Source organism: Metabacillus litoralis (genome assembly GCF_020524045.1).
GTDB classification, from domain to species: Bacteria; Bacillota; Bacilli; order Bacillales; family Bacillaceae; genus Metabacillus; species Metabacillus litoralis_C.
This window is the reverse complement of sequence record NZ_JAIVKL010000001.1, coordinates 523726-543376: the sequence shown is the minus strand read 5'-3', so window position 1 is coordinate 543376 and position 19651 is coordinate 523726. Positions and strand designations below refer to the sequence as shown.

General features: G+C 33.6%; 19 protein-coding genes. 14 read left to right on the top strand and 5 right to left on the bottom strand.

The window, feature by feature from the left end; all coding sequences use genetic code 11:
* The first annotated feature begins 62 nt into the window (after positions 1 to 62).
* Complete coding sequence (locus LC076_RS02585) at positions 63 to 1385, top strand: dihydrolipoamide acetyltransferase family protein (RefSeq protein ID WP_226665936.1); 1323 nt, start codon at positions 63 to 65, stop codon at positions 1383 to 1385.
* 3 nt (positions 1386 to 1388) lie between these two features.
* Entirely contained in the window at positions 1389 to 2801 is a 1413-nt protein-coding gene (gene lpdA / locus LC076_RS02580) for a dihydrolipoyl dehydrogenase (protein WP_226665935.1), read from the top strand.
* Positions 2802 to 2858: 57 nt separating this feature from the next.
* Here the strand turns inward: lpdA and LC076_RS02575 are convergent, their stop codons facing one another.
* A complete protein-coding gene (locus LC076_RS02575) occupies positions 2859 to 3236 on the bottom strand; it encodes a hypothetical protein (protein ID WP_226665934.1) in 378 nt (125 codons plus the stop codon).
* A gap of 249 nt (positions 3237 to 3485) precedes the next feature.
* Here LC076_RS02575 and LC076_RS02570 point away from each other — a divergent pair, with 249 nt between their 5' ends.
* On the top strand, positions 3486 to 3752 hold the full coding sequence (locus LC076_RS02570; RefSeq protein WP_226665933.1) for a hypothetical protein: 267 nt from the start codon (positions 3486 to 3488) through the stop codon (positions 3750 to 3752).
* Positions 3753 to 3834: 82 nt separating this feature from the next.
* On the opposite strand, the gene LC076_RS02565 is transcribed toward LC076_RS02570, so the two are convergent.
* Positions 3835 to 5346: a glycine betaine uptake BCCT transporter gene (locus LC076_RS02565; protein ID WP_226665932.1), complete on the bottom strand. Its 1512-nt coding sequence runs from the start codon at positions 5344 to 5346 to the stop codon at positions 3835 to 3837.
* 133 nt (positions 5347 to 5479) lie between these two features.
* Between LC076_RS02565 and LC076_RS02560 the strand changes: the two genes are divergently transcribed.
* The 4 genes from LC076_RS02560 to LC076_RS02545 all read left to right on the top strand — a co-directional run bounded on the left by LC076_RS02560 (position 5480) and on the right by LC076_RS02545 (position 9414).
* On the top strand, positions 5480 to 6340 hold the full coding sequence (locus tag LC076_RS02560; RefSeq protein ID WP_226665931.1) for a polysaccharide deacetylase family protein: 861 nt from the start codon (positions 5480 to 5482) through the stop codon (positions 6338 to 6340).
* A 235-nt stretch (positions 6341 to 6575) separates the two neighbouring features.
* A complete protein-coding gene (locus LC076_RS02555; protein ID WP_226665930.1) occupies positions 6576 to 8336 on the top strand; it encodes a hypothetical protein in 1761 nt (586 codons plus the stop codon).
* A 134-nt stretch (positions 8337 to 8470) separates the two neighbouring features.
* On the top strand, positions 8471 to 8929 hold the full coding sequence (locus LC076_RS02550) for a hypothetical protein (protein WP_226665929.1): 459 nt from the start codon (positions 8471 to 8473) through the stop codon (positions 8927 to 8929).
* A gap of 341 nt (positions 8930 to 9270) precedes the next feature.
* Entirely contained in the window at positions 9271 to 9414 is a 144-nt protein-coding gene (locus tag LC076_RS02545; protein WP_413465926.1) for a GapA-binding peptide SR1P, read from the top strand.
* Between the two features lie 475 nt (positions 9415 to 9889).
* Here the strand turns inward: LC076_RS02545 and LC076_RS02540 are convergent, their stop codons facing one another.
* A complete protein-coding gene (locus LC076_RS02540) occupies positions 9890 to 11371 on the bottom strand; it encodes an aminotransferase class I/II-fold pyridoxal phosphate-dependent enzyme (protein ID WP_226665926.1) in 1482 nt (493 codons plus the stop codon).
* Between the two features lie 922 nt (positions 11372 to 12293).
* Between LC076_RS02540 and LC076_RS02535 the strand changes: the two genes are divergently transcribed.
* Entirely contained in the window at positions 12294 to 13250 is a 957-nt protein-coding gene (locus LC076_RS02535) for an NAD(P)H-dependent flavin oxidoreductase (protein ID WP_226665925.1), read from the top strand.
* 49 nt (positions 13251 to 13299) lie between these two features.
* Positions 13300 to 13575, top strand: coding sequence for a UPF0223 family protein (locus LC076_RS02530; RefSeq protein WP_226665923.1), 276 nt, complete (start codon positions 13300 to 13302; stop codon positions 13573 to 13575).
* A 377-nt stretch (positions 13576 to 13952) separates the two neighbouring features.
* Here the strand turns inward: LC076_RS02530 and LC076_RS02525 are convergent, their stop codons facing one another.
* The gene (locus LC076_RS02525) at positions 13953 to 14570 is read right to left on the bottom strand and encodes a YktB family protein (RefSeq protein WP_226665921.1); all 618 of its coding nucleotides are present in this window, start codon (positions 14568 to 14570) and stop codon (positions 13953 to 13955) included.
* Positions 14571 to 14879: 309 nt separating this feature from the next.
* Between LC076_RS02525 and LC076_RS02520 the strand changes: the two genes are divergently transcribed.
* The 3 genes from LC076_RS02520 to LC076_RS02510 all read left to right on the top strand — a co-directional run bounded on the left by LC076_RS02520 (position 14880) and on the right by LC076_RS02510 (position 16469).
* Positions 14880 to 15068, top strand: coding sequence for a hypothetical protein (locus LC076_RS02520; protein ID WP_226665920.1), 189 nt, complete (start codon positions 14880 to 14882; stop codon positions 15066 to 15068).
* A gap of 145 nt (positions 15069 to 15213) precedes the next feature.
* On the top strand, positions 15214 to 16008 hold the full coding sequence (locus LC076_RS02515; protein ID WP_226665918.1) for an inositol monophosphatase family protein: 795 nt from the start codon (positions 15214 to 15216) through the stop codon (positions 16006 to 16008).
* Complete coding sequence (locus LC076_RS02510) at positions 16005 to 16469, top strand: GNAT family N-acetyltransferase (protein ID WP_226665917.1); 465 nt, start codon at positions 16005 to 16007, stop codon at positions 16467 to 16469. Before LC076_RS02515 ends, LC076_RS02510 begins: the two co-directional genes overlap by 4 nt.
* A gap of 135 nt (positions 16470 to 16604) precedes the next feature.
* On the opposite strand, the gene LC076_RS02505 is transcribed toward LC076_RS02510, so the two are convergent.
* Positions 16605 to 16790 (bottom strand): DUF5325 family protein, encoded by a 186-nt coding sequence (locus tag LC076_RS02505; RefSeq protein ID WP_226665915.1) that lies wholly within the window; start codon positions 16788 to 16790, stop codon positions 16605 to 16607.
* 358 nt (positions 16791 to 17148) lie between these two features.
* On the opposite strand from LC076_RS02505, the gene typA reads away from it, so the two are divergent.
* Both typA and LC076_RS02495 read left to right on the top strand, forming a co-directional pair.
* Positions 17149 to 18990, top strand: a complete 1842-nt coding sequence (gene typA / locus LC076_RS02500) for a translational GTPase TypA (protein ID WP_226665913.1) — start codon at positions 17149 to 17151, stop codon at positions 18988 to 18990.
* 132 nt (positions 18991 to 19122) lie between these two features.
* Entirely contained in the window at positions 19123 to 19440 is a 318-nt protein-coding gene (locus LC076_RS02495; protein WP_226665912.1) for a YlaH-like family protein, read from the top strand.
* Positions 19441 to 19651: the final 211 nt, after the last annotated feature.

The following is a 19651-nucleotide window of genomic DNA, read 5'->3' as shown; positions in this document are numbered from 1 at the left end:
TTACACTAAGGAATACTATGTTTTTCTCATTATTTCTTACATTCTTAAGGAGGTTGAATGATTTGGCATTCGAATTTAAATTGCCTGATATCGGTGAAGGTATCCACGAAGGTGAAATCGTAAAGTGGTTCGTTAAAGCGGGCGATAAAGTTGAAGAAGATGACGTTTTAGCTGAAGTACAAAATGATAAAGCTGTTGTAGAAATTCCATCACCTGTAAAAGGTACTGTTACTGAGTTAAACGTTGACGAAGGAACAGTAGCAACAGTAGGACAAACAATTATTACTTTTGATGCTCCAGGCTATGAAGACTTGAAATTTAAAGGTGATCATAGTGATGATGAGCCTAAGAAAGAAGAAAAAGCAGAAGAGAAGGCTGCACCAGCACCTGCTTCTGAAGAAAAGAGCGAGGATTCTAAACAGGATGCTCCAACAGAAGTAGAAGTAGATCCTTCTAAGCGTGTAATTGCGATGCCATCCGTTCGTAAATACGCTCGTGAAAAAGATGTTGATATTCGTCAAGTATCTGGTAGCGGGAAGAATAGCCGAGTTCTTAAAGAGGATGTTGACTCATTCCTACAAGGTGGAACTTCGAAAGTTGAGGAAACTACGGAAGAAGCTCCAGCAGCTAAAGAAGAAAAACAAGCTAAACCAGCTGCAGCACAAGCTATTCCTGAAGGAGAATTTCCTGAAACTCGTGAGAAAATTAGCGGAATTCGTAAGGCAATTGCAAAAGCCATGGTTAACTCTAAACATACAGCTCCACACGTAACATTAATGGATGAAATTGATGTGACAAACTTAGTTTCTCACAGAAAGCAATTCAAAAATGTTGCAGCAGAGCAAGGTATTAAGTTAACATATTTACCGTACGTAGTGAAAGCTCTTACTTCTGCTCTTAAGAAGTACCCAGTTCTTAATACATCTCTTGATGATAAGACAGATGAAGTTGTTCAAAAGCATTATTATAATATTGGTATTGCTGCTGACACTGAAAAAGGTCTTCTTGTACCAGTTGTAAAAAATGCAGAACGTAAATCTGTATTTGAGATCTCAAATGAAATTAATGAACTTGCAACAAAAGCTCGTGATGGTAAGTTAGCTCCAAATGAAATGAAAGGTGCTTCATGCACAATCACAAACATTGGATCTGCGGGCGGACAATGGTTTACACCAGTAATTAATCACCCAGAAGTTGCAATTTTAGGTATTGGACGTATTGCAGAAAAACCAGTAGTACGTGATGGAGAGATTGTAGTAGCTCCGGTTCTTGCTTTATCACTAAGCTTTGACCACAGAATGATTGATGGTGCTACTGCTCAAAATGCTCTTAACCACATCAAGCGTTTACTGAATGATCCACAATTAATTTTAATGGAGGCGTAATCGATGGTAGTTGGAGATTTCCCGATTGAAACAGATACTCTTGTCATCGGAGCAGGACCAGGCGGATATGTTGCGGCAATCCGCGCTGCTCAATTAGGACAAAAGGTAACAGTTGTTGAAAAAAGCGTTCTTGGAGGAGTTTGTTTAAATGTTGGTTGTATTCCTTCAAAAGCATTAATTGCAGCAGGACATCGCTACGAAAATGCTAAACACTCTGAAGACATGGGAATTAAAGCTGAGAACGTTACAGTTGATTTCTCAAAAGTTCAAGAATTCAAGCAAGGTGTTGTTAAAAAGTTAACTGGTGGTGTAGCTGGATTACTTAAAGGTAATAAAGTTGACGTCATTAGTGGTGAAGCATATTTTGTAGATAATGAGACAGTAAAAGTGATGGACGAAACATCGTCACAAACATACAAATTTAAAAATGCTATTATCGCAACTGGCTCACGTCCAATTGAAATTCCTGCTTTCAAATATTCAAAACGTGTTTTAGACTCAACAGGTGCTCTAAACCTTGAAGAAATTCCAAATAAACTCGTTGTCATTGGTGGAGGCTATATTGGTACTGAGCTTGGAACTGCTTATGCAAACTTTGGAACAGAAGTTACATTTATTGAAGCTGCAGATGAAATTTTAGCTGGCTTTGAAAAACAAATGAGTTCTTTAGTTAAACGTAACCTTAAGAAAAAAGGAAACGTAGAAATTCACACAAAAGCTATGGCTAAAGGTGTTGAAGAAACTGAGAATGGTGTAAAAGTTACTTTTGAAGTAAAAGGTGAAGAAAAAACAGTTGAAGCTGATTACTTATTAGTAACTGTTGGACGTCGTCCAAACACTGATGAACTTGGTTTAGAACAAGTTGGCGTTGAAATGAGTGATAGAGGCGTTATCAAAATTGATAAACAATGCCGAACAAACATTTCTAACATCTATGCAATTGGCGATATTGTCGAGGGACCACCTCTTGCTCATAAAGCTTCTTACGAGGGTAAAATTGCTGCTGAAGCAATTGCAGGAGAAAAAGCAGAAATCGATTACTTGGCAATTCCTGCAGTAGTTTTCTCTGAACCTGAACTTGCAACAGTTGGCTATACAGAAACTCAAGCAAAAGAAGACGGAATTGAAGTGTTGGCATCTAAGTTCCCATTTGGAGCTAATGGTCGTGCACTATCTCTTAACAATTCAGATGGTTTCTTAAAGCTTATTACACGTAAAGAAGATGGATTAGTAATTGGTGCACAAATTGCTGGACCTAGCGCTTCTGATATGATCTCTGAACTTGGATTAGCAATTGAAGCTGGTATGACAGCAGAAGATATTGCAATGACAATTCATGCTCATCCTACTTTAGGAGAGATTACAATGGAAGCTGCTGAAGTAGCAATTGGTAGCCCAATTCATATTGTAAAATAAACATACAAAAAGAGATTGACTTTATGTCAATCTCTTTTTTACATTATATAAAAATAATTATTCAGTAGAGAGGGCATTTGAGATGGGTTCTAGAATCTCTTCTTTTGATAAAACGGATCCTTCAATATGAACAACGATTTCTTCTTTATCAACAACAAGAAGTGAAGGGTAGGTATCAACTTCATAGGTCTTGTTATTATTTTTTTCAGAGTAAATTTGCATATCTTCAAACTCTTTAGGAAAATCCTTTTTAATATCTAGCAATGCCTCGTAGTATATTGCTTCACGATCAATGTTGTCATCATCAGAAAAAAATAACAATTGTTTATCTTGTGCGATATTTTCTTTTGGTGCCCCGTTTAAAAATAAAACGTTATCACATGAAGAAAGAACAATTACTGGTATGATGAAGGTAATGAGTAGTAGTCTCTTCATCCTTACCCACCTCTTTTGGATTATATTGATTACAAATATGTATATTCAGATAGTTAAAATGAAAGATATAATTGTTAAATTAATCCTATTTTAACATAAAAATTGAATAATCTTGCTCTTGTCATCTATTTGTTACATAAATGAAAAATACTGTTTTTATTATATTACTAGTATTTAAATAAACAATTGATATGAATAGAAATATTCATGCATAGACTAATTTAAAGGAGTAAGAAGGAGGCGAAGGGTATGAAATATAGTTGGCCAGTCATAACCTGTGTTCAGGTTCTCTTATGGGCTGGTTATAACATAATTGAGTGGTTGTCAAAAAAAGACGGATATATTGCAAAGGGAATTTTGTTTGTCCTATTTTTTTATTTATCCTATTTATTCGCTTTACATATTATAGGGTTTAAAAAGAAAGCACTTTTATTATCTGGTTTATCTTTTATTTTATATTTCTTAGGAAATCAACTATTCGAATTTCTCGTTTTATATTCTATAATATCTTACTGAATAATCCAGTTGCTACTAAAATTAAATCTCAAAAAAGAGTACCAATATTGGTACCCTTTATTACCATCTTTTATCTCTCAGTTTATTTCCGTATAATTTTTTCTTCTTTCAATGATTTTAACAGTGAAAATACCATTAAAATCATGATAACTGCAAATGGAAGAGCAGCAATAATGGCCGAAGTTTGTAATGCATTTAATCCACCCGACCACAGAAGTATAGCTGCTGAAGCAGATTGGATAATACCCCAAATGAATTTAATTCGGTTAGGAGGATTCAACTGGCCATTGGTTGTCTGCATTCCTAGAACAAATGTAGCTGAGTCAGCAGATGTAATAAAAAATGTGCTTATTAAGAATATAGCGATTATTGACATAAATGTACCGAGCGGGAAATAATCTAAAACGGCAAACAAGGCAACTTCTTTTCCTTGTTCATTGACTATATCAACAATAGGTGCATTTTGAAAATAATCTAAAAAGATGGCAGATCCTCCAAATACTGAAAACCATAATGCTCCAAAAACAGTTGGAACGGCAAGAACTCCAATAATAAACTCTCGAATTGTTCTTCCTCTAGAGATTCTCGCAATAAATGTTCCTACAAAAGGAGCCCATGAAATCCACCATGCCCAATAAAAGATTGTCCAATCTTGAACCCAGGTGTTATCAATTTGAAAAGGTGTCATTCTAAAACTCATGGATGGGAGGTTCTGAAGGTAGCTTCCTAAAGTAGTTGTAAAAAGGTCCATTATAAAATTTGTAGGACCTGCAAAGAGTAAAAATAACATGAGTGAAATGGCTAAAATGACATTAAGATTACTTAAATATTTAATTCCTTTATTTAAACCAGTTTGAGCTGAAAGCATAAATAAAACGGTCACTATAAGAATAATGATTAGTTGTGTAGTGAAATTGTTTTCTATACCATCTACTAAATAAGAAATACCCCCACTAATTTGTGCAGCACCAAACCCTAACGAAGTAGCAACACCAAAGACAGTAGCAAAAACAGCTATAAAGTTAATTAATATTCCTGTTTTACCATCAACCTTATCACCGAGTAAAGGTCGTAAGATATTGCTCATAACTCCATTTTGTTCTTTTCGAAATGTGAAATATGCTAAAGCTAATGCAATAGTAGAATAAATTGCCCAGGGATGAAACCCCCAATGGAAAAAGGAATAGCGAAGAGAATCTCGTGCAGATTGATCTGTGAAACCTTCACCAGTTGGAGGACCACTATAATGAAAGATAGGCTCTGATACACCCCAAAACACTAAACCAATTCCCATGCCTGCACTAAACAGCATCGCAAACCAAGTTAAATAAGAGTATTCTGGAACATCTGTATCTTTTCCTAATTTTATGTTGCCATATTTCGAGAAAATTAAGCTGATTGCAAAAATGAGAAAAAATGTTGCTGATAATAAGTAAAACCAGCCAAATTTTTCAATAATAAATGTTTGGATTATTGAAGTAACATTAGAGATATTTCCATTAGGTAAAACACTTTCGGGAATTAGTCCCCAGAGAATAAACAGAGATGTTACAATAACAGATATAATAAAAACGGGGGTAAACTTCATTTTCATTTGATTAATTACACTCCTTTGATTGATACATATGTAAACAAGATAGAAATTTTGGCTATTCACATTCCTTATAGTGAGACAAGGTAAGAGAATATATACTAAACAAAGAAAACTTTCCTAGGAGATGTTAATGATGAAGAAAACTTTATTTTTAATGATTGGACAAAGTGTCATTTTACTATTTTTTTTAGCAAGTTGCTCTACCATGGATTCTGAAACTTCTGATGTAAAAGAAACTTCGGATGTGTCAGAGATAACGGAGAAGGAAAACAAAAGTGATGAAAAATTAGTAGAAGATTCTACTGAAGATGGTGAAGAACAAGTTGAAGAAATAACTATTGAGGAAGAGAGTGAGGAAATACCTCTCTATACTTTGAATAATACGAATTGGACAGTTGAACCTATTGATAAGGAAGCTGAAGGGAAATTGGTTCTTCTTACAATTGATGATGCACCAGATAAGTTTTCTTTAGAAATGGCCAAAACTTTAAAAGATAACAAGGTAAAAGCTATCTTTTTTGTGAATGGGCATTTTATACAGTCTGAAGAGAAAAAAAAGTTGCTCAAAGAAATATATGATCTTGGTTTTCCAATAGGTAATCATACGATGTCACATAGTAATTTAAAGAACTTATCAGAAAAAGATCAATACAAAGAAATTATCGAGTTAAATCATCAGATTGAAGCAATAACTGGTGAAAAACCAAAATTCTTCCGTGCACCTTTTGGAAGTAACACAGATTATAGTAAGAAACTTGTTGCTGAGCAAGGAATGTTATTAATGAATTGGTCCTATGGGTATGATTGGGAAGAAGATTATATGAACAAAGATGCATTAGCTGATATTATGGTGAATACCCCACTTTTAACAAATGGAAGTAACCTTTTAATGCATGATAGAGAATGGACAAATAAGGCATTACCCAAAATAATTGAAGGACTAAAAAGTAAGGGTTATACAATTATAGATCCAACTAAAATTAAAATTTCTTAACAGATTATCAAGCCGCCGATTAGGTGGTTTTTTTTTGTAAGAAAGTAAAGGTTTTTTGCATTGTGTTGGTTATAACTAGTTGAAGAGTTGAATGTATAAAAACATACTACTTTTGTATGTAGACTAATTCATAGTATTTTGTATTGTCTAGCACTTCTTTAAACTCATTCACATAGATTAACAATGTATTTTTGATCACGCCAATATATTTTATATAAGGAGGTTTGATAACTATATGATGAAAAGAAAAGGTGATTCATCAGATGAGAATAACAATACTGAAATAACAATAGTGGATGACGATCAACGTGAGGAATTTTTCGATAGAGCAATTGAATTATACTATCATGCAATTAGTGGAAAAAAAGATGCTGGGAAAGAAGCACACTCTCTATTTAATAGTCTATTACACGATCAACCCCAAGATACCGAATTGATGGCTTATTTAGGGGCAGTAAAAGCATTACTTGCTAGAGATGAGATAAATTTAAGAGAAAAAGGTAAATATGCAAATGAGGGATTAAAACTTCTTGATATTGCTGTATTGAAGGACGCGTCTAATCCATTAATAAGAATGTTGCGTGGGAATGTTGCAAATAACCTGCCTGAGAATCGTTTTAGAAGAACGCAAACAGCTATTGAGGATTTTGAACATATTGTTGAGTTGTATGAAAAAAATCCACATGCAATACCTGAATCTCTTTATGTTGATGTGATGAAAAGCTTAGTAACCGCAAATGAGAGGTTAGGTAAAAATTACTTTGCCAAGAAGTATGCAAATAAAGTAAAAGAATTAGAACCATCTTACCAACTTCCTAGACTGAGAGATAGTAATAACAATGAAACAAACATCGAAGACATAAAGCCTATATTTATTAAAGAAGAGCTGATCTCTCTTTATAAATCTGCAATTGATGGTAATGAAACATCACTGCATAAGGTGACCGAGCAATTTCTTGAACTAGAAAAACAGATTCCAGCAGATCCAACGATTGAAGCTTTTATTACACATTGTAGATCGATGAAGTCTACGCTCCAATCAGCAGGGTATGTAGAATTGTTTACAACTGCTATTAAAACATCCCAAAGTCTAGATAAGTTAGTAAGTGATTACCCTAATTTTTATAATATTCGTTTAGTTCGTGCGTTCCAAAGCTATAGGTTACCTGAATTTTTCTTTTATCGTACGTCTACTGCTGCAAGAGATTTTCATTATTTAGCATCTGAATTTGAAAAGGATTCTAGTATTTTTAGTATGCAACAATATCAAGAAATTTTATTAGTACTAGGTCAATGCTTTACTAAATTGGGAATGGTGGAGGAGGCTATTCAAACTTGGAATAAGCTTGTTAAATTCTCGCCACACTCAAAATTGGCAAAAGAAGCAAATAAATGTATTGAGGTTTTTTCATTTGAGGAAGTAGATATTAATAATCTTTCAATCGATTCAATTAAAGAACTATACTCTATAGGTCATACTTTGCATGAATTAGGCGTTAGTGGGAGTGAAAAAGCAGCAAATCAAGCTGTTGAGGTTTGGGATTTAGCGAGTAAACAAAATTCTGATTGTTCAATTGCAAAATTTTATTATGCTGCATCATTAACTTTACTCGGAAAGTATTGTCATGATTCTTATGAATTGTTTCGTGTTACGATGAAAGGCTTAAAAAAACTTGATCAGGCTTTACCAAATTATAGTGTGGAACACATTGATTTATATTTAAAAAGAGCGAACATTCTTTTACCTCTTCCTGATAGTTTTTTTCATTGTAATGATAAAATTATTAAAGATTTTGAAACAGTTATTAAAATCTTTGAAAATAGTGAAGAACAAATTAATATAACTAGAGATCAATATTTACAGGTGTTAGCAGACCTCGGTACTATTTATGAGCGTAAATATTATTCACATAAAGCAAAAGAAGTGTGGGATAAGCTTGCGAAAGAAGATCAGAATTTAGCATTTAAGGAGTTTCTAAATATAAAGCTATCTTAATGCTCAATCTTGATTTCAGTCTGTTAATCGAATTGAATATATTCCGCAGAAAGTATATAACTATAACGGAAATTAACAATAAAGTTTAACAGAAATAAATATAAACGGAATACAAGAAACTAGGAGTGATTTTATTGAATCAAGAATGGCAAAAACGTTTAGCTGAAGCTATAGAAACATATCATAAAGCAGTAAAGGGAAATCGAAAATCAACTAGTCAAGCTTATGACTTACTAAAAGAATTAAATCAAGAAAATCCATCTCATGTTGAAGCATTGGCTTACTACGGAAGTGCATCAGCTTTATTGGCAAGAGATACACCAATGCCAAAAGATAAGAAAAAATTTGCTTTAGCTGGATTAGAGATCCTTGATAAAGCGGTATCGAAAGCTCCCTCGAATATTACAGTTCGTATTTTACGTGGAAATGTAAGCTTGCGTATGCCTGAATCTGTGTTTCATCGAACTCAAACGGCAATAGAGGATTTTGAATATATTGTTCAAAGTTATGAGAAGGATTCCTCGATATTGTCACAAAATGCGTTTGAAACAATTGTGAAAGATTTAGCGGCAGCAAAGAAAAAATTCAAGTAACTATTTAAAAAGTGATAAACGCCATTTATTTAAAAAGTTGAACTTTATGTTCAATTTGAAAAATAAATGGCTTTTTTCTATAGGTACTGTTACAGATGCTTTGACAGAGCCTTTTTATAAATGAAAAAAGTAGTTTCTTTTTTCTAACAATTTTAAAAATGAGGATTATCTTATATCAAGAATATTAAACACTAAAAAGAGAACAAAAATAATGAATGTGTTATACAAATTAATTATTGACTTAATTAGTATGACATATTAATATATAATTATCAGATATAAAACGCTTTCAAAGCGTGAAAGATTTAGAAAGTGTTTGAAAATTATGATTGAAAAGGGGTATGGAGATGGGAACAATCGTTTGTCAACACTGCAGCTCTACTATCGGTCAAATTGAAGTTGAAAAGGTGACAACATTGTATGGTAAATGCAATCACATTGATTGCATAAATCAACAGGAAAAGAATGTAGTCAAGGTCAAATAAGGGGTTAATATAGAATTAAAGGGGTAACAAAGCACTCAAATTAATTGTTGAGTGCTTTGTTTATGTAATAGCTATGTTTTAAAGCTCGGGTGAGTTTAGATCCCAAGACGGCTCAGTCTTGTCCTTTAGAAAAGAATAATTAACCAAAAAGCACATAATAAAAGGCTATGTTAAAGCTTAAGGTTGATTTTTAACTTTGTTGATTGGAGTGAAAGGTATGAGACTCCTGCGGGAGAAGCGTGTCGAAGGGAGACCCCACAGGCGCTTGCGCCGAGGAGGCTTCCGGACCGCACGCGGAAAGCGAATGCCTGTAACGGAAATCAACCACAAAGTTTAACAGAGCCTAATAAAAAAGAGACCAAATCAATTCATTTGGTCTGCAAAATAACAATTAATGTGTTTAGGTCCTAGTACAAACCTAAAGTATCTCACATTTAATTTAGGCATACATAAGGGGTAAGAAAAGAATCCTTGATTATCTAATTGCTCGGTGTTCTTTTATCACTCTTATTTTATTCAGTGTAGGATCTTCAGGTCCTTGAACAGGTAATCCAACCTCTAAATTTTTCTTTATATATGCTAAATTTTCTTCCGTAATAATTTCTCCTGGTATAAAAATCGGTATCCCTGGTGGGTAAACCATGATAAACTCTGCAATGATTCTACCGGCAGATTCTTCTATAGAAACAGTTTCAGTTTCAGAATAAAAAGCATCTCGTGGTGTTAGTGCCAAAACAGGTATATCAGGTAAAAAGATTCTTTCTTTATTGTCATTTTTGTTACTATAATCATTTGAACCAAATTCAGCTGATAGCTCTTGTAATGCCTTTATTAGAGTATCTACTTCATTTTTTGTATCTCCTGGTGTAATAATACATAAAACGTTATATATGTCTGATAATTCGACTTCTATTTGATAGTTTTCGCGAAGCCAGTTTTCAACATCGTAACCAGTTATTCCTAGCCCATAAACAGGTATGATTAACTTTGTTGGATCATAGTCAATAGTTGCTTTTGTTCCAAGAATTTCTTTACCTATACAGTATATGTTCGGAATTTCATTAATTTTATCTCTAGTGTAGTTTGCTAATTGAATGGTTTTTTCAATTAGTTCTTTACCTTCTGTTGCTAATCGCTTTCTTGCGACATCAAGTGAAGCTAATAGCAAGTATGATGTAGAAGTTGTTGTCATCATGCTCAAGATCGATTGTACACGCTGGGGTGAGACTAGTCCTTCTCTCACATTTAATACAGAACTTTGTGTCATAGAGCCACCTAGTTTATGAACACTTGTTGCTGCCATGTCTGCACCAGCTTGCATCGCGCTTAAAGGCAAGTCTTCGTGAAAGTGAATATGAACTCCATGTGCTTCATCAACTAGAACAGGTACAGAGTATGAATGGGCAATTTCAACAATGCGTTTCAAGTCAGCAGATATGCCAAAATATGTTGGGTTTATAACAAGTACACCTTTAGCATCAGGATGTTGTTCAAGTGCTCTTTCAACAGAATCTGTTGTAATTCCATGAGAAATTCCTAAATTTTTATCAATTTCAGGATGAATAAATATTGGTGTGGCACCTGAAAAGACAATTGCTGACATTACTGATTTATGAACATTTCTTGGTACGATAATTTTGTCACCAGGTCCACAAACCGCCATGACCATTGTCATAATAGCACCACTTGTTCCTTGAACAGAGAAAAATGTATGATCAGCACCAAAGGCTTCTGCAGCAAGTTCTTGTGCTTCTTTAATCATTCCTTTAGGTGCATGTAAGTCATCTAAAGGACCAATGTTTATTAAATCAATTGATAACGCATTTTCTCCAATGAATTTTCTGAATTCAGGATCAATGCCTGCACCTTTTTTATGACCAGGAATATGAAACTGAATTGGATTTTTTTTAGCATGCTGGACTAGTCCAGTGAATAATGGTGTATCATTTTGTGACAATGTTGTTCCCACCTTCTTTTTCAGTAATAGTTTCTTACTTATGACGGTTGTTTTCAAATGTTAAAATGTTTCTTTTGAGAAACGATTGGCTTTATATGTAAATTGTGATCTTTTGTCATATGAAAAAACTTTTTTATCTTGTAGTGTCGAATTCTGTATATTTATTAAAACAAATGAATTATACCGTTATCAATAATGACAGTCAATAAAAAAAGTTCTTTTGTTAGAAAATGTTACTTTTCTTAAACGATTATATGAAACAAGGTTGGGACAAAAGTATTTTAACAAAAGGCTCTTTTCTGAAAGATAGTTGCTAATTGACCTAATTATTATGCAGTGGAAACATTGTGTTATAGCAAAATAGGTACTATTCTATGAAAAAAAGATGCTACTATGCTTTATATAGTGCTGTTTACTTGGAGTTGTTAAAGCAACAAAGTTTACGAAAACAGCCTAACGAAAACAGAAACCAAACAATGGTTGAAGGAGTAGTTCACGTCGGTCTTGAAATAAACTCCGCTAAACAATTACATATTCGGAATTTTTGTTAATCACTTAAGTTATGTCCTAGCCTTTTCCTAAAAAACAAAGATTATTTATTTAGGCTCTTTTCTGAAAGGATGTTGCAATGTAACCAAGATATGTAGGAGAAACAGTGTATTTTCGCATAAAGGCTACTATTTTATAAAGTGCTGATTTCTTCGTGTTCTATAAGCAACAAAGTTTGCGAAAACAGCCTTTATTCAAGATTCAGTTGATTACTGTATCCTCTACTAGATGAACAAAAAAGCTCCAAAGCGGATTAAAATAAATAAACACTTTCTTAAAAGGTTTTAGCCTTATTTTGTTTTAAGCCTTTCCAAAATTGAAAGAGGATATTCGATAGAGAAAACGAATTACATTTTGTATAGGGGGTATGAAAATGAACTGGAATACAAAAATAACTGAACTTCTTGATGTGAAATATCCAATTATACAAGGTGGATTAGCTTATTTAGCTTATTCAGAGTTAGCTGCTGCAGTTTCAAATGCAGGTGGATTAGGTCAAATTACTGCAATGTCATTAGGTACAGAAGAGGCTTTAAGAAGAGAGATTAAATTGGTTAGAACAAAGACAACAAAACCTTTCGGAGTGAATTTTGCTATTGGTCAATATGGCCAAGGATATGAAAAGCTAATTGAAGTGGCTCTGGAGGAAAAGGTACCAGTTATTTCTATGACTGGTGGAAATCCAGCCCCTGTTTTTAATATACTTAAAGGGGCAGATGTAAAGAAGCTTGTGTTAGTTGCAGCTAAGCGACAAGCAATTAAAGCGGAGGAACTCGGAGCAGATGCAGTGATGGTTGTAGGTCAAGAAGGAGGAGGACATTTAGGAAGAAATGATACAGGTACAATGGTATTAGTACCTCAAGTTGTTGATGCTGTATCCATTCCTGTTATTGCTTCAGGAGGAATCGGTGATGGTAGAGGGTTGATGGCTGCGTTAAGTTTAGGTGCTGAAGGAATAGAAATGGGCACAAGGTTTATTGCAACAAAGGAGTGCGTTCATGCCCATGATATTTACAAAGATACTTTAATAAATGGAGATGAGAACAGTACAATTGTTATTAAGAAGTCTCTCGGTGCACCTGCAAGAGCACTTGCTAATAAATGGACAGAAAAAATTATTGATATTGAGAGAAATCATGGAGGTTATGAAGAACTCAAAGATTACATAAGTGGAGTTGCTAACAAAAGATATATTTATGATGGTAATATTAATGAAGGGTTTGCTTGGGCGGGTCAAGTGGTAGGTCTGATCTCAGATATCCCTTCTGTTAATGAGTTTATAACCAGAACAATTTTAGAAGCAGAAGAAATCCGCAATAAATGGTTATAATAAGACCTAAGCTTACATGAGAAATAAGAAATGAAAAGGGGGAAGTATCTTGGATTATCAATACCCTATCTCCTTAGACTGGAGTACAGACGAAACAGTTGATGTTATAAAGTTTTTTGAGTGTATTGAGAAAGCATATGAAAAAGGAATAGATCGAGATCTATTAATGAGTAGTTATCGTAGGTTTAAAGAAATTGTCCCAAGTAAAGCAGAAGAAAAGACAATTTGTAACGAATTTGAAGATGTAAGTGGATATTCTTCCTATAAAGCAATGCAAAAAGCAAAACAAGAAGAAGAAGCCAGTTTAATAAGAATGAAATTATAACATATTACCGTGGCTGAAAAAGAATATCTAAAGTAATTGGAAATTTTATAAAGCTTAAAGAGGCTGGGGCATAACGTAGTAATTAACAAACATTCCGAACAAAGTATTAGCTTAGCGGTGTATATTTCTAAAGCGCGTAACTACACCTACAACCATTGTTCGGTTTCTATTTTGTTAAAATACATATGTCCCAACCTCTTTTGTTATGGCTCTTTTCTGAAAGATTGTTGCTAATTGACCTAATTATACAGTGGAAACATTGTTGTTATTGCAAAATAGGTACTTTCCTATGAAGAAAAGATGCCACTATGCTTTATATAGTGCTGTTTACTTGGAGTTGTTGAAGCAACAAAGTTTATGATAACAGCCTTTGTTTTTTACTCAAAAGAGAGTTTATATAATGGAATCAAGTTTTCAAAGGTTTCACGAATAACTTGATATAGCTTGTCTCCATCCTTTACGATTGGATCATTTATACTAAAATGTCGTCCAATTAAGAATTCAGCTTTCTTAACATCTCTAAATCTTATTAATGATGATTCTAAATTTATTTCTTGAATAGGTTTTGCATCTTTCTTTGTATGATCTAAAGATATACAGTAATGTTCATCTGTAACAGATGTTATTTCCTTCATATTTGAAAGGAAATTTTGAGCTATATTTTCTTTATTCGGTAATTCGTAAATGAATGCTAACCAAATGAACAAATGATCATCGAAAAGTCCTACTTGGAAATGAGGGTGTTGTTTGTAGCCTCTCTTATTAGCTGCAATAGCTAGCCATGTATCTTTAGGTGGGTTTACTGTTCTTCTTGCGTGTTTAGCGATATGAAGAAACATTTCGCTTTGTAATGTAACAGATAAATCATCAGTTAATGCTTGTCCTATTTCTTTGAATTTTGGTTGAATTCGATCACGTATTGCCTCCATTCTTTCATCAAGGCCATCTATAGTAAATGTGTCAAAATCTTCTTTTGAAAACCCTTTAAAGTTCATTGGATTTTTCCTCCTAGCTGTAAATAATCATTTTACCTATTTATTATAAACGTAACAAATTTATATTCACAATGATCTGCCTAACTTTTTAGGTATGATAATAAGAAATAAGGAAGAATATTAGAACGTTTTGTTTTAAAATACTGGTGGTATAAATTAGGTATATACACAATTTCATAGGTTTAGTTCCAACTTTTTTTAAACCAACATAAGATATAAAAAAGCTATATAACAATTAAAAAAGCAACTTGAAATCGCTACAAACAAGATAAAAGACAAAAGAAAAATGTGTGAAAGGGGCGGTAAAAAGTGAAACAAATTGTTAAAGCGAGTGGTCAAAAAATGAATAACAAACGTATCGGGGTGCTGAAACTTGAACTTGATTACGAATTAGCCACCCTTTACGAAGCAATGCAAAGTAAAGATCACAAGAAAAAAATAGAATGTAAACAAAAATTAGAAAAATTACGAAAAGAGTGGATGAAGCTCCAGGCATAATAGGAGATAACTAAATCTACAAACGAACCTCTTTTAGGTTCGTTTTTATCTGCGCAACTAAGAGGCTGTTACTTGATTTCCGTTAATTCTATACAGTATCCTTAAAGAAGAATGGGCTATTTATACATAGAAACGAGGGTAATGTATGACAACGAATTGGAAGGACATAGATCAAAAGGCAAAAAAATGGGTATTGGAAGCAGGAGATATAATTAGAAAATCCTTTGATTCCGCACTCTCTATTCAATACAAATCGAATCCAAATGATTTAGTCACAAATATGGATAAAGAAATTGAGCAATACTTAATTGGGAAAATACAACAAACATATCCAGATCATCGTATTTTAGGTGAAGAGGGATATGGGGATGAAGTAACGAGTCTTGAAGGTGTGGTTTGGATTATTGACCCTATTGATGGGACGATGAATTTTGTTCATCAACAACGTAATTTTGCGATATCTGTTGGTATATATGGTGAAGGTATTGGTTATGTAGGGTTAATTTTTGATGTTGTACATAATGAACTTTATCATGCGTTCAAGGGAGAAGGGGCCTATATGAATGATATACCTCTTCCAAAGCTTGAAAAAGTGAAAATTGAAGAAGCTGTTATTGGAATTAATCCTGTTTGGGTAACCGAAAATAAACGAATTGATCATAATTTAATTGTACCAATTGTAAAAAAAGTACGCGGAACTCGCTCATATGGATCTGCTGCTCTAGAGTGCGCATATGTTGCATCAGGACGTTTAGATGCATACTTAACAATGAGATTAGCTCCTTGGGATTTTGCTGCTGGGCTTGTTCTAATAAATGAAGTAGGCGGCGCTGCATCAACATTAAATGGTAATGATCTTGATTTAGTGTCTAAAAACTCATTTTTTGTCGGCGAAAGTAGTTTGCATCATCATATATTAAGTGATTATCTTAACAAGTGAAGAAGTTAACTTTTCGTGGATTAAATGAGCTTGATCATGAGTTTTTTAAGTATGTGATAGAAGATAGTCATATATGGAAAATAGAAGAAGAATACGAGAATGATCTTGAACGTTACTTACTGTCCTATCAAATGTATAATGGTCAATGGAGACTATGGTCAATTAATAATGAACCTATTGGCATTAGCTTTCATTTGGAATGGTCACCCTCTAATGAAAGACCTTGGATAGGTACAATACTCGTTCATCCAAGTCATCGTTTAAAAGGGTTGGGTAAGGAGATTATTATAGAAATTGGACATGATCTAAAGTCTAAAGGTCATAAAGCTTGTTATGTGGGTTGTTCAATTCACCAGGATGGATGGTTGCAATTCCTTGCAAAATGTGGGTTTGAACAATTTAAAATGGAGAAAGATGAGATGAATTCAAAGAAATATATGATTTCAGTTATGCCTCTATAATTAATGAAAAGAAGGGGTCAAAATGACTCCTTCTTTCAATATAAACATTTAGTGAGTTTCCAATAACTCAGGGAGGATTCATCACTTGTGATCGGAATATCTTTATTGTAAAAATTAATTAAGATTTGAAAAAGATTAAATTAAGCCCTTTTCTCTCATTCTTTTTTTGAGAACAAACCCTGAACCCATTATTACAGTTAATGCGATTATAGCTAAGATAATGCCAAGTATACTACGTTCACTTACAGCAATCCCTATTCCTATCATACTCAATGCTGCTAACATGGATAATACAAGAAAAATCCACTTTCCTAGTTTCATTCATCCGACAACTCCCAACTATTGCGACAATTTTTGTATCTTATTCTAGTTTACAGAAAAACATTCCGCTTTTCTACATTGTTTATGGTATAATATCCAAGGTGATTTTGAAATAATGAAGATGTTGATTTTTTTAAGTGAAAAATCGATATTTTTTAGGTGTAGGTGTTTGAAGGGTAACCTAGAGTAATCTATACACTAGAGCTTTAGGGATATTATTTTCACTTTTACGTTAAATAAAAAATCACTCATAGGTTGATTGATAATAAGCACCTTCAACTTATGATTATTATTTTTAAAGCCTAACCATGGCGTTTACGCTTATGTTTATAATATATATATTTTAGGAGATGAAATTGTGAAACTTCGTAACGATATTCGCAACATAGCTATTATTGCCCACGTTGACCATGGTAAAACAACTCTGGTTGACAAACTTTTACATCAATCTGGAACATTCCGTTCTAATGAACAGGTTGCAGAACGTGCAATGGATTCAAATGATCTTGAGCGTGAGCGTGGAATTACAATCTTAGCAAAAAACACAGCAATTAATTACAAAGATACTCGTATTAACATCATGGATACGCCAGGACACGCTGATTTCGGTGGAGAAGTAGAGCGTATCATGAAAATGGTAGATGGAGTATTACTGGTTGTTGATGCATATGAAGGTTGTATGCCACAAACTCGTTTTGTATTAAAAAAAGCATTAGAACAGAATTTAACACCAATCGTCGTTGTAAATAAAATTGACCGTGATTTTGCACGTCCATCAGAAGTTGTTGATGAAGTTTTAGATTTATTTATTGAGCTTGGTGCAAATGAAGAACAGTTAGAATTCCCAGTCATTTTTGCTTCAGCAATGAATGGAACAGCTAGCACAAGCCCAGATCCAGCCGATCAAGAAGAAACAATGGAGTCACTATTCGAGGCAGTTGTGGATCATATCCCAGCACCTGTGGATAATAGAGACGAGCCGCTTCAGTTCCAAGTTGCATTACTTGACTATAACGACTATGTTGGTCGTATTGGAATTGGACGTGTATTCCGTGGAACGATGCAAGTAGGTCAACAAGTTTCATTAATGAAAGTTGATGGCACAATCAAAAATTTCCGTGTAACTAAGTTATTTGGTTTCCAAGGCTTAAGACGTGTTGAAATTGAGCAAGCAGTTGCCGGAGATCTTGTAGCTGTTTCAGGAATGGAAGACATTAATGTTGGTGAAACTGTATGTCCAGTAGAACATCAAGAAGCGCTACCAATTCTGCGCATTGATGAGCCTACATTACAAATGACATTTGCAGTAAACAATAGTCCATTTGCTGGTCGTGAAGGTAAATATGTTACTTCTCGTAAAATTGAGGAGAGATTGATGGCTCAATTGCAAACAGATGTAAGTTTACGTGTTGATCCTACAGCTTCACCAGATGCATGGATTGTTTCTGGACGTGGAGAACTTCATTTGTCAATTTTAATTGAAAACATGCGCCGTGAAGGATTCGAGCTACAAGTTTCGAAACCTGAAGTTATTGTAAAAGAAATTGATGGTGTAAAATGTGAACCAATTGAACGTGTTCAAATAGATGTTCCAGAAGAAAATACTGGTGGTGTAATGGAATCAATCGGTGCTCGTAAAGGTGAAATGATTGATATGATTAACAATGGAAATGGTCAAGTTCGTCTTATTTTCAATGTACCAGCACGTGGCTTAATTGGATACTCTACTGAATTTATGTCACTAACACGTGGATTTGGAATTATCAACCATACGTTTGATAGCTACCAACCAATGCAAAAGGGTCAAGTTGGAGGACGTCGTCAAGGGGTTCTTGTTTCAATGGAGAATGGTAAATCAACAACATATGGTATCCAAGGTATTGAAGATCGTGGTATCATCTTCCTTGACGCTGGTGTAGATGTTTATGAAGGAATGATTGTAGGAGAACATACTCGTGAAAATGATTTAGTGGTAAATATTTGTAAAATGAAACAACAAACAAATATCCGTTCTGCTAATAAAGATCAAACAAATAGCATGAAAAAACCTAGAATCATGTCATTAGAAGAAGCACTTGAATATTTGAATGATGATGAATATTGTGAATTAACTCCAGAATCGATCAGATTAAGAAAGAAAATTCTTGATAAGAACGAACGTGAAAAATCTGCCAAAAAGAAAAAATTAGCAGGAAACTAAGTTTAAATAAATAAATGTAGACTGATTCTTGTTTTGTTTCTTTTCTAGTTTAATATAGAGGGGAGAACACAACAACCGAATCAGTCTTCTTCTTAGATTCCTACTACAAACTGGTGTGAGGAGGGATTTTTAATGGATGTATCTGAAAGGCTCTCATTTTTTCCTAGTTTATATCAAGTAATCGAACATCCAAAGGTAGGAATGTGGTTGTTATATTTAACGATCTTCTTTCTTTCTGTTCTCGTATATAAGCTAGGTTTCGCTAAAAAACTTCCTATCTTAAAATCTGTTGTTATTTATACTTTTTTAGCTTTTGGTTGTACTATTTTAACATTTTTAGGGATCTTTTTACCTGTTGCAGAAGGACTTGTTGTAGCATCCCTTATTTTAATTATTTACAAAATAAGACTTCACCAGTCAAAAAAACAAGAAGCTAATGAAATTAATTAAAAAAAGGTTCTGACAAATTAGTCAGAACCTTTTTTAATGAGAAGAAATTTAAACAATGGAAATTAACCTTAATAATCTAATTTACAGATTTCATTTAATCTTCATCCTTTTTTATGCTTAAGGTGATTTCGAATGTTTCGACTTAATAATTAGGTCTATTTAATACACTCTTTTAGAAAAGAGCCTTTCTAATATAGCTTTACAAGCTAAA

Excerpts from the sequence above, each read along its gene's own strand:
- lpdA (WP_226665935.1), top strand. The coding sequence starts at position 1,389 with ATGGTAGTTGGAGATTTCCCGATTGAAACAGATACTCTTGTCATCGGA.
- LC076_RS02575 (WP_226665934.1), bottom strand. The coding sequence starts at position 3,236 with ATGAAGAGACTACTACTCATTACCTTCATCATACCAGTAATTGTTCTT.
- LC076_RS02570 (WP_226665933.1), top strand. The coding sequence starts at position 3,486 with ATGAAATATAGTTGGCCAGTCATAACCTGTGTTCAGGTTCTCTTATGG.
- LC076_RS02565 (WP_226665932.1), bottom strand. The coding sequence starts at position 5,346 with ATGAAAATGAAGTTTACCCCCGTTTTTATTATATCTGTTATTGTAACA.
- LC076_RS02560 (WP_226665931.1), top strand. The coding sequence starts at position 5,480 with ATGAAGAAAACTTTATTTTTAATGATTGGACAAAGTGTCATTTTACTA.
- LC076_RS02555 (WP_226665930.1), top strand. The coding sequence starts at position 6,576 with ATGATGAAAAGAAAAGGTGATTCATCAGATGAGAATAACAATACTGAA.
- LC076_RS02545 (WP_413465926.1), top strand. The coding sequence starts at position 9,271 with ATGGAGATGGGAACAATCGTTTGTCAACACTGCAGCTCTACTATCGGT.
- LC076_RS02535 (WP_226665925.1), top strand. The coding sequence starts at position 12,294 with ATGAACTGGAATACAAAAATAACTGAACTTCTTGATGTGAAATATCCA.
- LC076_RS02525 (WP_226665921.1), bottom strand. The coding sequence starts at position 14,570 with ATGAACTTTAAAGGGTTTTCAAAAGAAGATTTTGACACATTTACTATA.
- LC076_RS02515 (WP_226665918.1), top strand. The coding sequence starts at position 15,214 with ATGACAACGAATTGGAAGGACATAGATCAAAAGGCAAAAAAATGGGTA.
- LC076_RS02505 (WP_226665915.1), bottom strand. The coding sequence starts at position 16,790 with ATGAAACTAGGAAAGTGGATTTTTCTTGTATTATCCATGTTAGCAGCA.
- LC076_RS02495 (WP_226665912.1), top strand. The coding sequence starts at position 19,123 with ATGGATGTATCTGAAAGGCTCTCATTTTTTCCTAGTTTATATCAAGTA.